General features: G+C 62.5%; 13 protein-coding genes. 10 read left to right on the top strand and 3 right to left on the bottom strand.

Annotation, left to right across the window (positions count from 1 at the left end; translation table 11 throughout):
* The coding region (locus PseAD21_RS23760; RefSeq protein ID WP_102358225.1) for a DUF6124 family protein at window positions 1-313 on the top strand (313 nt) is incomplete at its 5' end.
* Between the two features lie 184 nt (window positions 314-497).
* On the opposite strand, the gene PseAD21_RS23755 is transcribed toward PseAD21_RS23760, so the two are convergent.
* Together PseAD21_RS23755 and PseAD21_RS23750 are read right to left on the bottom strand one after the other, a co-directional pair.
* Window positions 498-1,118: an NADPH-dependent F420 reductase gene (locus tag PseAD21_RS23755; RefSeq protein ID WP_102358223.1), complete on the bottom strand. Its 621-nt coding sequence runs from the start codon at window positions 1,116-1,118 to the stop codon at window positions 498-500.
* A gap of 113 nt (window positions 1,119-1,231) precedes the next feature.
* Entirely contained in the window at window positions 1,232-2,173 is a 942-nt protein-coding gene (locus tag PseAD21_RS23750) for an SDR family oxidoreductase (RefSeq protein WP_102358222.1), read from the bottom strand.
* Window positions 2,174-2,392: 219 nt separating this feature from the next.
* On the opposite strand from PseAD21_RS23750, the gene PseAD21_RS23745 reads away from it, so the two are divergent.
* Window positions 2,393-2,845, top strand: coding sequence for a helix-turn-helix domain-containing protein (locus PseAD21_RS23745; RefSeq protein WP_102358220.1), 453 nt, complete (start codon window positions 2,393-2,395; stop codon window positions 2,843-2,845).
* A gap of 240 nt (window positions 2,846-3,085) precedes the next feature.
* Here the strand turns inward: PseAD21_RS23745 and gspI are convergent, their stop codons facing one another.
* Complete coding sequence (gene gspI, locus PseAD21_RS23740) at window positions 3,086-3,472, bottom strand: type II secretion system minor pseudopilin GspI (RefSeq protein WP_102358219.1); 387 nt, start codon at window positions 3,470-3,472, stop codon at window positions 3,086-3,088.
* A 147-nt stretch (window positions 3,473-3,619) separates the two neighbouring features.
* Between gspI and gspG the strand changes: the two genes are divergently transcribed.
* The 8 genes from gspG (at window position 3,620) to PseAD21_RS23700 (ending at window position 13,570) form a co-directional block, all read left to right on the top strand.
* Window positions 3,620-4,078: a type II secretion system major pseudopilin GspG gene (gene gspG, locus PseAD21_RS23735; protein ID WP_102358218.1), complete on the top strand. Its 459-nt coding sequence runs from the start codon at window positions 3,620-3,622 to the stop codon at window positions 4,076-4,078.
* 8 nt (window positions 4,079-4,086) lie between these two features.
* Entirely contained in the window at window positions 4,087-5,046 is a 960-nt protein-coding gene (gene gspK, locus PseAD21_RS23730) for a type II secretion system minor pseudopilin GspK (protein ID WP_102358216.1), read from the top strand.
* Window positions 5,043-6,221, top strand: a complete 1,179-nt coding sequence (gene gspL / locus PseAD21_RS23725) for a type II secretion system protein GspL (RefSeq protein ID WP_102358215.1) — start codon at window positions 5,043-5,045, stop codon at window positions 6,219-6,221. The genes gspK and gspL overlap by 4 nt, the downstream gene beginning before the upstream one ends.
* Complete coding sequence (gspM, locus tag PseAD21_RS23720) at window positions 6,214-6,759, top strand: type II secretion system protein GspM (RefSeq protein ID WP_102358213.1); 546 nt, start codon at window positions 6,214-6,216, stop codon at window positions 6,757-6,759. Before gspL ends, gspM begins: the two co-directional genes overlap by 8 nt.
* The gene (gene gspD / locus PseAD21_RS23715) at window positions 6,756-9,146 is read left to right on the top strand and encodes a type II secretion system secretin GspD (RefSeq protein ID WP_102358212.1); all 2,391 of its coding nucleotides are present in this window, start codon (window positions 6,756-6,758) and stop codon (window positions 9,144-9,146) included. The genes gspM and gspD overlap by 4 nt, the downstream gene beginning before the upstream one ends.
* A gap of 235 nt (window positions 9,147-9,381) precedes the next feature.
* A complete protein-coding gene (gspE, locus tag PseAD21_RS23710) occupies window positions 9,382-10,788 on the top strand; it encodes a type II secretion system ATPase GspE (RefSeq protein ID WP_102358210.1) in 1,407 nt (468 codons plus the stop codon).
* Window positions 10,788-11,999 carry a type II secretion system inner membrane protein GspF gene (gspF, locus tag PseAD21_RS23705; protein ID WP_102358209.1) on the top strand — a complete coding sequence of 404 codons (1,212 nt, stop codon included), beginning with the start codon at window positions 10,788-10,790 and terminating at the stop codon, window positions 11,997-11,999. The genes gspE and gspF overlap by 1 nt, the downstream gene beginning before the upstream one ends.
* 461 nt (window positions 12,000-12,460) lie before the next feature.
* Complete coding sequence (locus PseAD21_RS23700) at window positions 12,461-13,570, top strand: substrate-binding domain-containing protein (protein ID WP_102358207.1); 1,110 nt, start codon at window positions 12,461-12,463, stop codon at window positions 13,568-13,570.
* The last annotated feature ends 105 nt before the right edge of the window (window positions 13,571-13,675 follow it).

The raw sequence follows: 13,675 nt of genomic DNA, 5'->3' as shown, positions 1-13,675 counted from the left end.
CTACGAATCCATCGATTCCAAAAAACTCCACGAAGCCGCCGACCGCGCGCTCGACCATTACCTCTGTCCACCCGGTTCCACGCCGCCCCCACGAAAAAACCGTGGGATGTATGCCGTCACCGCCGACAACAAAAACGAAGAACTGCTAACCGATGCCAGTGAAACACTCGCTTCGGCCAAAACCATTGCGCAGAACGTCGCCAGTCTGTTGCCGGCGTCGCAGCGTCGGGCGTTGTTGGGGATTGCGCAGTTGATCATGCTCGGGGAATTGGCGGTGAATCGGGCGCTGGATAATTTGCAATTGCCGGGTTGATGCGGAGCAGGGCTGGCAGCGATGGCGATGGCACCTGCGTTGTTTCTATTGCCTTGTATTCCGCTATCGCCAGCAGGCTGGCGCCCGCAGGGTTTTGTGTTGGTCACAGACATCGTGTTCGGCGCTGAAACCCACAGCGTGTCCGATCTGATCGAACACGCTGTGCCTCTTCAGGTCAGGACGTTCAGCCGATATCGACCTTCATGGCGATGTCCCAGCTGCCCGCGCCGTTTTTGGCCAGGCCGATCATCATCAGGCCGAGCCATTCGAGTGACTGGGCCATGTGCAGGCCGCCGACATCCAGTGGACGCAGCCCGAGACTTTCAAGCAAGGTCGAGACGCGTGCCTTGGCGTCGGCATCGTCCGCCGCAATGTAAGCGTCGAGGCGTTTATCTTTGGCCAGTACGCGACCGAAAAGGGTGTTGAACGCTTTGACGACTTGCGCGCTGGCCGGTGCGGCCTTGGCGATCTCTTGCGCGCCGCAGCTGCCGTGGGGCGTGACGAGGCCCGAGAGGTCGGACGCGACCGGATTGCTGATGTCGATGATTACCTTGTTGTCGAAGGCTTTGCCGAAGTCGGTCAGTACCGCCAGCGCGCTGGCGTACGGCACGGCGAGAATGACGATGTCGCCCGCCGGGGTGGCGCCGTAGGTGCCTGTGATCGCTGCGCAGGCGAGCGTGTCGGCAAGCGCCTGCGCTTTGGCGGGATCGCGGCTGATGACCTCGACGGTGTGTCCGGCCTTGGCGATACGGCCAGCGACCGCCCTGGCCATGCCGCCCGAACCGATGATGCTGATGGTGCTCATGTTCAGTCTCCGTTATGGATTCAGGTGTGTTCCCGCTGTTTTGAACGGGTTATCCGTTGTGCCGTGGTCATCCGCCGGGGCGCGGTGCGACCCGGCGGTGTGCCCTCCGCGCATCAGGCGGCCGGGAAGTAATGACCGCTATCAAGGTCGGCGAAGAGTCCGGGCTGGGTCGGTTCCCAGCCAAGCTCCCGGCGCGTGATGGCGTTGGAGGTCGGGGTGTCCAGCGTGACCAGATTCGCCAGGAAGCCGAAATAACCGGGCAGCATCAGCACATCGGCGGGAATCGATACGGCCGGCAAATCCAGGCGGCTGGCAATGGCTTCAGCGATCTGCCGGTACGGCACCGCCACCTCGGCGATGGCGTGCCAGTTTCTGCCTGCGGCGCCTTTCTCCAGCGCGAGGCGAAACACGCTGGCGAGGTCACGGGCGTGCACGGCCCCCCAACGGTTGGCACCGTCTGCGGGGTAGCCGACGACACCCTTTTCCTTGGCCAAGCCGATCAACAACGGAAGGAAACCGGCGTGATCGGTGGCGCTGTGCATGATCTCGGGAATGCGCACGATCGCAGACCGGATGCCCTTCGCGGCGAGACCGAGCACCGTGGTTTCGACGATGTTGCGCACCCGCAGGGTGTTCTTGTATGGATCGCCGCCGGGAAGGGGCGGATCCTCCTCGGTGGCCGCCCGGCCCAGACCCTCCCAACCGGGCGAGCCGACGCTTCCAGACGCGACCAACGGCTTGCCGCTGCCGGCCAGTGCTTCGCCATAGGCGAGCATGATTTCAACTTCCGCGGCCGCCACGGCGTTGATCCCGCCGGTTGGCATCAGGTCCTGCCGGTGCGCAACGTGGATGACGCCGTCCGCAGCGGCGGCCGCTTCCTTGAGGCCGTCGAGATCGTCGAGATTGCCGCGACGTACGTTGGCGCCCAGTGCAGTGACTTGCGCTGCGGCTTTGTCGGACCGAGCCAGGGCCGTGACCTCATGGCCGGCAGCGATCAGCTCCGAGATGATGTAGGGACCGGAATGGCCGGTGCCGCCGGTAACGAAAACGTGCATATGCGTGTTCCTCGTGGGGATGGGAGGGGTGAGAAAAGAGGCTGAGGGGACAGTGCTGGATGCCATTACGGTCCAGCGTCCCGCTGTCAGCTGAGTCAGTCGGCGGACATGCCGGCGACTGCACTCGGTGTGTTATTCATGCTGGGTGCATCACTTGCAAAATGCAAGTGATTAAGAGAAATTTACTTGCTTCATGCAAGTGATGCTAAGATTCGCGCCATGAAAACAACCTTGAAAGACGACTTCCGGTCGCATTGCGCAGTGAACTATGGCGTGGAGATCTTCGGTGACCGTTGGTCGCTGTTGATCATTCGCGACATCGTGTTCGTGGGTAAGAAAACGTACGGCCAGTTCCTCAAATCGGAAGAGGGGATCGCCTCCAATGTCCTCGCTTCCCGTCTTGCCTTCCTCGAGGCGCAAGGCATTCTCGCGAAGGCCCCCAACCCCGACGACAAGCGCAAGGATTTCTACACGTTGACCGAGAAGGGGCTGGATCTGATTCCCGTCGTGCTCAACATCGTCCTTTGGAGCGCGAAGCACGATGCGAAGTCGTACGTACGCGACCTCGATGCGTTCGTGACTCGATTAAGTCAAAACCCCACGCAGGTGAGCGAAGACCTGAAGGCGCTGGTGCGCAATGGTGGATGCCTGTTTCCCGACGTTGAGCAATGAGCCGGGCGGTGTTGCCCTCACCCCAGCCCTCCCGAAACGTCGGACCGCCCGTAGGGAGAGGGGGCCGACCGAGGTGTCTTGCGGGGTACGTCGACCTGGAAGATCTTGGCGATTATGGCTTCGGGGAAGGGCCTTCGATTTGGCTTTGTGAGCCTGGCCATTTTGGATTCAATGAAAGACGTTCAAGTCGGTGTAGCTCTTGAATTTCCCCGAATCGGTTCCCTCTCCCTTGGGAGAGGGCTAGGGTGAGGGGCTTTCGGTTCGGGACATTAAAGTCTCCAGCCTGGCCAACGGCGGCGCATCCTGATTGCGGTCGAATACCTGGATGCCAATCTTGAGCAACCGTCCATTTTCGGCTGCGCTGATCAATTGCTCACACCGCAGCAACAACCGCCCCTGATCACATTCCTGCGCTTTCATGCCCATCGGCAACTTCCCTTCCAACCGCAACTCCGCCATCCGACTCTGCGCCGCAATCAGCGCCACCGACCGATCCCGCAAAATCCCGCTGCTCTGCGTCATCAACCCCGCCACGCGCACAGCCGCCGACATCGCCACGGCAATAATCGCCAGCGCCACCAGCACTTCAATCAGGGTGAAACCTGCTTCTCGCGAACGCGCACGCATAAACGGCCCAAAGCCAAAACCCAGCCCTCGACGCTAACCCGCGTGCTTGACGGCTTGACGACGAAAACACCCGAGGATTTTCAACATCACTGACATATCTTCTTGCAACACTGCGCGTCGAATCGAATCAAGCCAGGGAATGTCGAGATGGATATCGCACCTTTCAAATCGCTTCAGCAACCGATGCGCAGGCCGCGTGGGCAGCAGGGTTTTACCCTGATCGAGATCATGGTGGTCGTGGTGATTCTGGGGATTCTCGCGGCGATGGTGGTGCCCAAGGTGCTCGACCGGCCGGATCAGGCGCGGGCGACGGCAGCGAAGCAGGATATTGGTGGGTTGATGCAGGCGTTGAAGTTGTATCGCCTCGATCACGGCACTTACCCGAGCATGAACCAGGGCCTGAAGGTGCTGGTGGAGCGGCCGGCGGATGCGAAGAACAGCAATTGGCGCTCGTACCTGGAGCGTTTGCCGAACGATCCGTGGGGGCGTCCTTATCAGTACCTCAACCCCGGCGCCAACGGTGAGATTGACATCTTTTCCCTCGGTGCCGACGGTCAGCCTGACGGCGACGGCGTGAATGCCGATATCGGTTCCTGGCAGTTGTAAGGCCGGCCATGAACAGCCGCTCGCCTGAGGGGGCGAAGCAACAGGGCATGGCGATTATCAGCGCGTTGTTGATTGCGGCCGTGGTGGCGGTGATTGCGGCGGGCATGTTGACCCGGCAGAGCGTGTCGACCCGTGCGCTGGAGGCGGATCAGCAGCGTGTGCAGGGGCGTTGGGTGGTGCAGGGCGGGTTGGAGATCAGCCGTCAGTTGCTGTGGGATGCACGTCAGCGCGATCCGTTGACCCGGCTCGATCAGCCGTGGGCGCAGCGTCTGTCCGCGCAAGGTTTTGAGGGGCGACTGGAGGATGAGCAGGGCAAGTTCAATCTGCGCAATCTGGTGGCCAACGAGCGTGTGGACGAGGCGCAGGTGGCGGCGTTTCAGCGCTTGTGCGAGTTGATCGGGGTCAGCGCCGGGTTGAGTCAGCGCATCAGTCAGCGGGTGATCGCGTCCTACCCGCGACTGCTGAATGCGCAGATTGCCGAGGCGCCGAAAAGTGCTTTCGACAGTGGTCGTGCGACGTCGCCAAGCGCTTCACACAAACCGCAGAACCCGACGCTGCCGATGCTGCGCAGCATCGATGATCTGCGCAGTGTCGACGGCGTGAATGAGGCGCTGATCGGCAAACTGGCGCCGTACCTGACGGTGATTCCCGCGACGACTTGGCTCAATGGCAACACCGCCACCGCGCCAGTCTTGGCCGCTTATGTGCCGGGGCTGTCGCTGGAGCGCGCGAATGCGCTGATTGCCGAGCGTGATGCCGGGCGCTGGTTTATCAACCGTGGCGATTTCGTCAACCGCTTGCGCATGCCGCAACTGGAGCTGACCAGCGTCAAGGTCGGCATCACCAGCGACTGGTTTCGCCTGCGCGGCGAGGCGCGGCGCGATCAGCGGCGGGTCAGTCTTGAGGCGTTGTTGCATCGCAGCCAGGACCGCTTGCCGCAAGTGATCTGGTCGCGGGTGGGCGTATGAGCCAGTTGAAAGTGGTGTTGCCGCCCCTGGCGGAACTGGATCTGCACAGTGAATTGCACTGCGCCTGGCTGGATCGGCAGGGTCAGGTCACGCGGGAAGAACGCCACAGTCTTAGCCAGTTGAGTCAGCAGGCGAAACTGCCGCCGCTGGTGTGTTTTCTGCACCCGGCTGACAGCCTGTTGGCGAGTCTCGATTTGCCGCCGTTGCCTGCCAACAAGATAGTCGCGGCGGTGCAGTGCGCGGCGCAGGCGTTGATGCTGGGCGACAGCAGCGAGATGCACATCGCGCACAGCGCGCGGGACGAGGCCGGGCAGGTGCAGATCGCCTGGGCGCCTCGGCAGCACTTGTTGCGTTTTGGTCAGTTGCTGAAAAGCGCCGGGCTGAACCTGCGCGGACTCTACCCGGCGCCGTACCATTTGCCGGTGCTGCCCGGCACCGTCGCTTGCGTGCAGGACGGGCATTTGTTGTTGCGCGATAGCGTGCAAGCGGCGCGGGTGCAGCCGTTGTTTGATGACGGTTTCGACGGTGTGGTGTGGGAACCGGGCGTCACTTTGCACTGGGTCGGTGATCAACCGCCGTCGGGTGCCGAGCTGCCGATGGCAGATGCGCAGCGCTGGACCGGGCCGCTACCGGGTTGGGGACTGCATGGCGCGGTCCAGCAACAAAAAACCGAGCATCGCGGCTGGGGCAGGGCGATCGCTCTGTCAGCGTTGGCCGTGGCGGTGTGGGTGATTGGTTTGAATCTGTATGCCGCCCGCGAGGCCGGGCAGGGTCAGCAACTGAAAGCCCAGATGAACCTGCGGGTAAAGCAGGCCTTTCCCGAGTTGCCGGTGATCCTCAACCCGTTGCAACAGGCCCGTCAGCAATTGGCTGCGCGGCAGAAGGGCGCGGCGGATGATCCGGCGCAGACTTTCAATCGTCTGGTGTTGCAGGCCGGCAGCGGCATGCCGTCGATGGCTGGCAGTGTCGAGCGGTTGGCGTTTGTCGATGGCACCTTGCAGCTGAGTCTGCTGAGTGAAGCCCGTCGCGGCGGCAATGATCAGGGTTGGCAAAGCACCTTGGCGCAGGCCGGTATCAGCGTGACGGCAGATGACGAGGGCTGGACGTTGCGTCCGTCCAGTGAAGCCAGCCCAAGTGACAGCGATGACAGCGGCGGAGCAGAAGAAGATGAATAAGGCCGCGCTCGCGCTGTACCGCGCCAAGTGGCAGCGCTTTAACACTCAAGTACAGGCGCGTTGGCAGCCGTTGGCCCTGCGTGAAAAACGCATGGTTGCCGGCATGGCCATTGCGCTGATCGGTCTGCTGCTGTGGGTCGCGCTGATCCAGCCGCCGCTGAAGAAAATCGCTTATTGGCAAGCCGAGACGCCAAAGCTGCGCGCGCAGACCGAAGCGCTGGAAGTGCTGCTGCGCGAAGTCAGCGTGCGCCCGGACGGGCAAAGCGTGGCGCAGTCGCTGGAGCAAACCCTTCAGGCCAGTGGCTTGGCGGGGCATTACCAACTACAGGAGACACAGGGCGCCTGGCAGTTGACCTTCGACGCGGCGCCGGCCGACGCGGTGCTCGACTGGCTGTTGAGCACCCCGGCACAACTTTCTCTGCAAGTGGTCGAGGCCCGTTTGCAACGCGCAGACAACGCTTCGACCGAAGTCACCGCCGGCACTTTGTCAGGCACCGTACGCATGGATCAGGCGCTGGGCGCTAAGGAAGCTTCATGAAGGGGTCAGGATCCAAACCGGCACGTCTGGCGTTGCCGATGCTGCTGATGGCGTTGAGCGCGTGCAGCAACACCAGCACGCCGCCGCCAAACCAGCCGCCGTTGCTGGTCGACAGCGAACTCGGCCGACCGCTGGCCAACACCCAGCGCAGCGGCGATGCGGTGCTTGATCGTCAACGTGCACAAGCTCAAGCGGCGCCGCAACCGCGACAGATGCACAACATCACCGAGCGTGCGCGCAGTGGCGGCGCGCCGCGTGGCACCACACTGCCGAGCAATCCGCTGGGCGATCAGCCGGTGACGCTGAATTTTGTCGACGCCGATATTCAAGCGGTGGTGCGCGCGTTGTCGCGCTCCACCGGTCAGCAGTTTCTGGTCGACCCTCGGGTGAAGGGGACGTTGACGCTGGTCTCGGAAGGCCAGGTGCCGGCACGCCAGGCCTACGACATGTTGCTGGCAGCGTTGCGCATGCAGGGCTTCAGCGTGGTGGATGTCGGTGGCGTCGCTCAGGTGGTGCCGGAAGCCGACGCGAAACTGCTCGGCGGGCCGATCTACAGCCCGGACAAACCCGCCGGCAACGGCATGCTCACGCGCACCTTCCGCCTGCAATACGAGAACGCGGTGAACCTGATTCCGGTGCTGCGGCCGATCGTGTCGCCGAACAACCCGATCAATGCCTACCCGGGCAACAACACCATCGTCGTCACCGATTACGCCGAAAACCTGACCCGCGTCGCCCAGTTGATCCAGACCATCGACACCCCGAGCGCGATCGACACCGACGTGGTGCAGATCCAGAACGGCATCGCCGCCGACATCGCGCCGATGGTGGCTGATCTGCTCGACGCGCCGGGCAACGACCCGACGCAGAAAATTGCGGTGATCGGCGACCCGCGTTCCAACACCATCATCATCCGCGCCGGCAGCCCCGAGCGCACGGAGCTGGCGCGCAACCTGATCTACAAACTCGACAACGCGCAGAGCAATCCGAGCAACCTGCACGTGGTCTATCTGCGTAACGCGCAAGCGGCGAAACTCGCGCAGGCCTTGCGCGGTTTGCTTACCGGCGAGAGCGACAGCGGCACCAGCGACAGTGCGCGCTCGGTGCTCAGCGCGATGGGCAGCAACACCGGCAGCGGCGGTGGGCAGAATGGCCAGAGCGGTACGCAAAGCAGCGGCAGCACATCGACCAGCAATAGCAGCGGCAGCACGGGTGGCAGCTATGCGCAGGGCAGCAGTGGCAGCACAGCCGGCAGCGGCGGTGCGCAGAACAGCGAACAGAACGTCGCGTTCAGCGCTGGCGGGGTGACCATTCAGGCCGACGCCACCACCAACACTTTGCTGATTTCTGCCCCGGACCCGCTGTATCGCAACCTGCGCGAGGTGATCGATCTGCTCGACCAGCGCCGTGCGCAAGTGGTGATCGAAAGCCTGATCGTCGAGGTCGGCGAAGACGATGCCAGCGAATTCGGCGTGCAGTGGCAGACCGGCAATCTGGGCGGCAACGGTGTGATCGGCGGCGCCAATCTGGGCGGCTCGGGGCTCAACACCAATGGCAAGACCAGCATCGACGTGCTGCCCAAAGGCCTGAACCTTGGCTACGTCAACGGCACCGTCGACATCCCCGGCATCGGCAAGATTCTCGACCTGAAGGTGCTGGCCCGGGCGCTGAAAAGCAAGGGCGGCACCAACGTGCTGTCGACGCCGAACCTGCTGACCCTGGACAACGAAGCGGCGAGCATTTTCGTCGGCCAGACCATTCCGTTTGTCAGCGGCAGCTACGTCACCGGCGGTGGGGGCACCAGCAACAACCCGTTCCAGACCGTGACCCGTGAAGAGGTGGGTTTGAAGCTCAATGTGCGGCCGCAGATTTCCGAGGGCGGTACGGTCAAGCTCGATATCTATCAGGAAGTCAGCAGCATTGATGAGCGGGCTTCGGCCAGTGCCAATTCGGCGGGGATCGTCACCAACAAACGCGCGATCGACACCAGCATTCTGCTCGATGACGGGCAGATCATGGTGCTCGGCGGCTTGCTGCAGGACGGTTACAGTCAGAGCAATGAAGCCGTGCCATGGCTGGGGACGCTGCCGGGAATCGGCGCGCTGTTTCGCAACGAGCGTCGGGCGATCACCAAGACCAACCTGATGGTGTTCCTGCGCCCGTACATCATCCGCGACAGCGATGCGGGACGCAGCATCACCCTCAACCGCTACGACTTCATGCGCCGCGCCCAGGGCGGGTTGCAACCGGAACGCAGCTGGGCGATGCCGGACATGCAGGCGCCGCAGTTGCCGACGGCGGCGCAGGGGGTGCCGAGTTCGGTTCCGGCTTCGGGACCCCGTGCCACGATAAAAGCGGTGCCAATTGAAGGGAGCACACGCTTTTGAAATCGACCCTCAATCTGAAAAATAACCCTGTGGTGAGGGGATTCATCCCCGATGGGCAGCGAAGCAGCCCCAAAACCTACCACCGCATAACTCCAGACATACCGTGTTTTGCGGGTTTACGACTGCTGCGCAGCCGGTCGGGGATAAATCCCCTAACCACAGGGGATTGCATTGCCACAGGGGATTGCATTGCCACAGGGGATCGGATTGCCGCAGGGATTGGGGAGGGCATGAGATGAGTGCATTGCCCTACGCCTGGGCCAAGGCCCAGCGCATTCTGTTGTGCGACGGGGTGCTGACCGTGTGCCCATCGACGCCGGGCTGGTCGATCAGCGAGGTGCGGCGGCAGTTCGGTGAAACGTCGCTCAAGCGCGTGCGCGACGACGAACTCGACGGCCTGCTCGCCACGGCCTACGCCGACACCGGCAGCGCCGCCGCCGTGGTTGGCGCAGCAGAAAACGAAGTCGACCTCGATCGCCTGATGCAAGACATGCCGGAAATCACTGACCTGCTCGACACCCAGGACGGCGCACCGGTGATCCGCATGATCAACGCCTTGCTCACCCAGGCCGCGCGCGATGAGGCCAGCGACATTCACATCGAACCGTTCGAAACCCATTCGGTGGTGCGCTATCGGGTCGACGGCACCTTGCGTGACGTGGTCTCGCCGCGCAAGGCGCTACACGGTGCGCTGGTGTCGCGGATCAAGATCATGGCCCAGCTCGACATTGCCGAAAAACGTTTGCCGCAGGACGGTCGGATCGCCTTGCGCGTGGCCGGTCGGCCGATCGACATTCGTGTTTCAACGGTGCCGACCGGGCATGGCGAGCGGGTGGTGATGCGTCTGCTCGACAAGCAGGCCGGACGTCTGCATCTGGAAACCTTGGGCATGGACGCGCAGGTGCTGGCCAAACTCGACCACCTGATCCGCCAGCCCCATGGCATCGTGCTGGTCACCGGGCCGACCGGCAGCGGCAAGACCACCAGCCTGTATGCCGCATTGGCGCGGCTCGATGCGAGTACCAGCAATATCCTCACCGTGGAAGACCCGGTGGAGTACGACCTGCCGGGGATCAGCCAGATTCAGGTCAATGCCAAGATCGACATGACCTTCGCCCTGGCGCTGCGGGCGATTCTGCGGCAGGACCCGGACATCATCATGATCGGCGAGATTCGCGATCTGGAAACCGCGCAAATCGCTGTGCAAGCCTCGCTCACCGGTCACCTGGTGCTGGCGACGCTGCACACCAACGACGCGGTGTCGGCGGTCAACCGCTTGATCGACATGGGCGTCGAACCGTTTCTGCTGGCCTCGTCGATGCTCGGGGTGCTGGCCCAGCGGCTGGTGCGACGCCTTTGCAAAGAGTGCAAACAAGAGGATCCGGCAGCACCGGGGACCTGGCGACCGGTCGGCTGCGCGGCGTGCAATCACACCGGTTACAGCGGCCGCACCGGTATCCACGAATTGTTCTGCATCGACGACGACATCCGCACCCTGATTCACCAAGGGGCAGGGGAGCAGGCCTTGCGCGCTTCGGCCGCGAAAGCCGGGATGTTCAGCCTGCGCGAGGACGGTGAACGCTGGATCCGCAGCGGCGCCACCGCGCCTGAAGAAATCCTCCGTGTGACACGGGACGCCTGATGAACCGCTATCGTTTTGAAGCCGCCGACGCCACCGGCAAGATCGAGTCCGGGCATCTGGAAGCTGACAGTCAGGGTGCCGCGTTCAGTGTTTTACGCGGTCGCGGTTTGACCGCGTTGTCGGTGCACAAGGAAAGCAACGTCGCCCAGCATGGCGGCGGTGGCTTGTTCAGTGCGCGCATGTCGGACAACGATCTGGCCTGGGCCACGCGGCAACTGGCGAGTCTGTTGGGCGCCAGCTTGCCGTTGGAAGCGGCGCTGAGTGCCACGGTCGAGCAGGCCGAGAAAAAACACATCGCCCACACCCTCAGCGCCGTGCGCGCCGACGTGCGCAGCGGGATGCGTCTGGCGGAGTCATTGGCGGCGCGGCCACGGGATTTCCCGGAGATCTATCGGGCGCTGATCGCAGCCGGGGAGGAGTCCGGTGATCTGGCGCAGGTCATGGAACGGCTGGCCGACTACATCGAGGAGCGCAACAACCTGCGCGGCAAGATTCTCACCGCGTTTATCTATCCGGGTGTGGTCGGGCTGGTGTCGATCGGCATTGTGATTTTCCTGCTCAGCTACGTGGTGCCGCAGGTGGTCAGCGCGTTTTCCCAGGCGCGGCAGGACCTGCCGGGGCTGACGTTGGCGATGCTCACCGCCAGCGATTTCATTCGCGCGTGGGGCTGGTTGTGTGCAGCGATCATGGCCGGGGCGTTCTGGAGCTGGCGCTTGTATCTGCGTAACCCGGCGGCGCGTTTGAGTTGGCATCATCGGGTGCTGAAATTGCCGCTGATCGGGCGTTTTATCCTGGGCCTGAACACTGCGCGTTTCGCCTCGACCCTGGCGATTCTCGGCGGCGCCGGGGTGCCGTTGTTGCGCGCGCTGGAAGCGGCGCGGCAGACGCTGTCCAACGACCGCCTGAGTTTGAGTGTCAGCGACGCCACGGCCAAGGTTCGCGAAGGTGTGAACCTGGCGGCGGCGCTGCGGGTGGAGAACGTGTTCCCGCCGGTGCTGATTCACTTGATCGCCAGCGGCGAGAAAACCGGTTCGTTGCCACCGATGCTCGAGCGTGCGGCGCAGACGTTGTCCCGGGATATCGAACGGCGGGCGATGGGCATGACCGCGTTGCTCGAACCGCTGATGATTGTGGTGATGGGCGCGGTGGTGTTGGTGATTGTGATGGCGGTGTTGTTGCCGATCATTGAGATCAACCAATTGGTCCAGTAGCAGGTTTTGATGGTGTCTGATGGGGCCTCTTCGCGAGCAGGCTCGCTCCCACAGGGGAATGCATTTCAGATGTAGGAGCGAGCCTGCTCGCGAAGGGGCCGGTCAGGGCAATAAATAATCAAAACTTTTTCCTGGGACTTTGACATCACCCGACCCTCAATTCCGCCATCCTCGGGTTCTCCTTTCTGTCATCTGCAACCACCCTGCAACGGCTGCAGCCCGATTGCGCAAAACCCTTGATCCAGACACCTCGCAAACCGCGGCAAACACCCGAGAAAATCCGCCGAAAATCACCGCGCAGCTCCCGAGGTTTTTTCCTTTATCTGTCACCGGAAACTGCGAATTTCTCAGTGCGACTTAACCACGGACCCCGCTTGCGAAGGTCAGCGGTGAGTCTTCCCAGTGTCATGCAAGCCATCCGAAAACCTGTGTTCACAACCCAGTTGAAAAGGAGATTCTTCATGTTCAAGCGCACTCTGATCGCAGCTTCCCTGACTGTCGCCGCCCTGGCTTCCGCCCAGGCCATGGCCGCCAACGTAACCGGTGGTGGCGCGACTCTGCCTGCCGCTCTGTACAAAGGTTCTGCCAACAGCATCCTGCCAGCCAACTTCAGCTACCTGGGCACCGGTAGCGGCGTCGGCAAAATCGCTTTCCTGAACAACGATTCGTCGCAGTTCAAAACCACCGGTTCGGTGCACTTTGCCGGCAGTGACTCGGTGCTCAGCGCTTCGGAGCTCAGCGGCTACACCGCCACTTACGGTGCTTCGTACGGCCCGCTGATCCAACTGCCATCGGTGGCCACTTCGGTCGCCATTCCTTACAAAAAATCCGGCCAGACCGCTCTTAACCTGACCAGTGCTCAGCTGTGCGACGTGTTCTCGGGCACCGCTACCAAGTGGGGCGACCTGCTGAAAAACTCCGATGCCACCCCGATTCGCGTTGTGTATCGCAGCACCTCCAGCGGCACTTCGGAAATTCTCACCCGTCACTTGAACGCGGTTTGCCCAACCAGGTTCGCCGTCACCACCACTTTCGCCAACACCTTGAAGCCGGCCGGTACTCCATTGCCAGCGTCTTTCGTGGGCGTGCTTAACACCGCCGACGTCGCCATTGCGGTGAACGCCGTTGACGGCTCCATCGGTTACGTCGGCCCGGACGGCGTGAACGCCAGCAGCAACGCCGTGGTTTCGCGTGTCAACGGTGTTCAACCGACCACCGCTAACGTCACCGCTGCGTTGTCTTCGGCTCCGCTGCCAACCGTTCCATCCAACCCTGCCCAGTGGGCTCCGGTTGTCGCCAACCCAGGCAGCGGTTACCCAATTGCTGCCTACACCAACTTCATCTTCGGCCAGTGCTACAAGGATGCAACTGTGGCCGCTGACGTGAAGGCCTTCCTGACCACTCACTACAGCGTCCCGGGCAACACTGTAGCCACCGTGGCTCACGGCTTCAGCGTGGTTCCAACCAACTGGAAAAATGCGGTGACCGCCAACTTCATCACCAACACCACCGGCAACAACCTGGACATCAACAACGCCAGCATTTGCAACGGTGTTGGTCGTCCTCTGTAAGTCTTCACTCGTAGCGCGCGGTTCGAATGGCAGCCCCTTTGGGGCTGCCATTTTTTTGTCTGGCCCCGCGCAATTACTCCCCAAAGATGAAGTTTGTGTGACATC

The sequence above is a fragment of the Pseudomonas sp. AD21 genome (genome assembly GCF_002878485.1).
In the GTDB taxonomy this organism is placed as follows: Bacteria; Pseudomonadota; Gammaproteobacteria; order Pseudomonadales; family Pseudomonadaceae; genus Aquipseudomonas.
Note: the sequence above shows the minus strand (reverse complement) of the source record. Positions and strands in the feature narration are given on the sequence as shown.

Excerpts from the sequence above, each read along its gene's own strand:
- PseAD21_RS23755 (WP_102358223.1), bottom strand. The coding sequence starts at position 1,118 with ATGAGCACCATCAGCATCATCGGTTCGGGCGGCATGGCCAGGGCGGTC.
- PseAD21_RS23750 (WP_102358222.1), bottom strand. The coding sequence starts at position 2,173 with ATGCACGTTTTCGTTACCGGCGGCACCGGCCATTCCGGTCCCTACATC.
- PseAD21_RS23745 (WP_102358220.1), top strand. The coding sequence starts at position 2,393 with ATGAAAACAACCTTGAAAGACGACTTCCGGTCGCATTGCGCAGTGAAC.
- gspI (WP_102358219.1), bottom strand. The coding sequence starts at position 3,472 with ATGCGTGCGCGTTCGCGAGAAGCAGGTTTCACCCTGATTGAAGTGCTG.
- gspG (WP_102358218.1), top strand. The coding sequence starts at position 3,620 with ATGGATATCGCACCTTTCAAATCGCTTCAGCAACCGATGCGCAGGCCG.
- gspK (WP_102358216.1), top strand. The coding sequence starts at position 4,087 with ATGAACAGCCGCTCGCCTGAGGGGGCGAAGCAACAGGGCATGGCGATT.
- gspL (WP_102358215.1), top strand. The coding sequence starts at position 5,043 with ATGAGCCAGTTGAAAGTGGTGTTGCCGCCCCTGGCGGAACTGGATCTG.
- gspM (WP_102358213.1), top strand. The coding sequence starts at position 6,214 with ATGAATAAGGCCGCGCTCGCGCTGTACCGCGCCAAGTGGCAGCGCTTT.
- gspD (WP_102358212.1), top strand. The coding sequence starts at position 6,756 with ATGAAGGGGTCAGGATCCAAACCGGCACGTCTGGCGTTGCCGATGCTG.
- gspE (WP_102358210.1), top strand. The coding sequence starts at position 9,382 with ATGAGTGCATTGCCCTACGCCTGGGCCAAGGCCCAGCGCATTCTGTTG.
- gspF (WP_102358209.1), top strand. The coding sequence starts at position 10,788 with ATGAACCGCTATCGTTTTGAAGCCGCCGACGCCACCGGCAAGATCGAG.
- PseAD21_RS23700 (WP_102358207.1), top strand. The coding sequence starts at position 12,461 with ATGTTCAAGCGCACTCTGATCGCAGCTTCCCTGACTGTCGCCGCCCTG.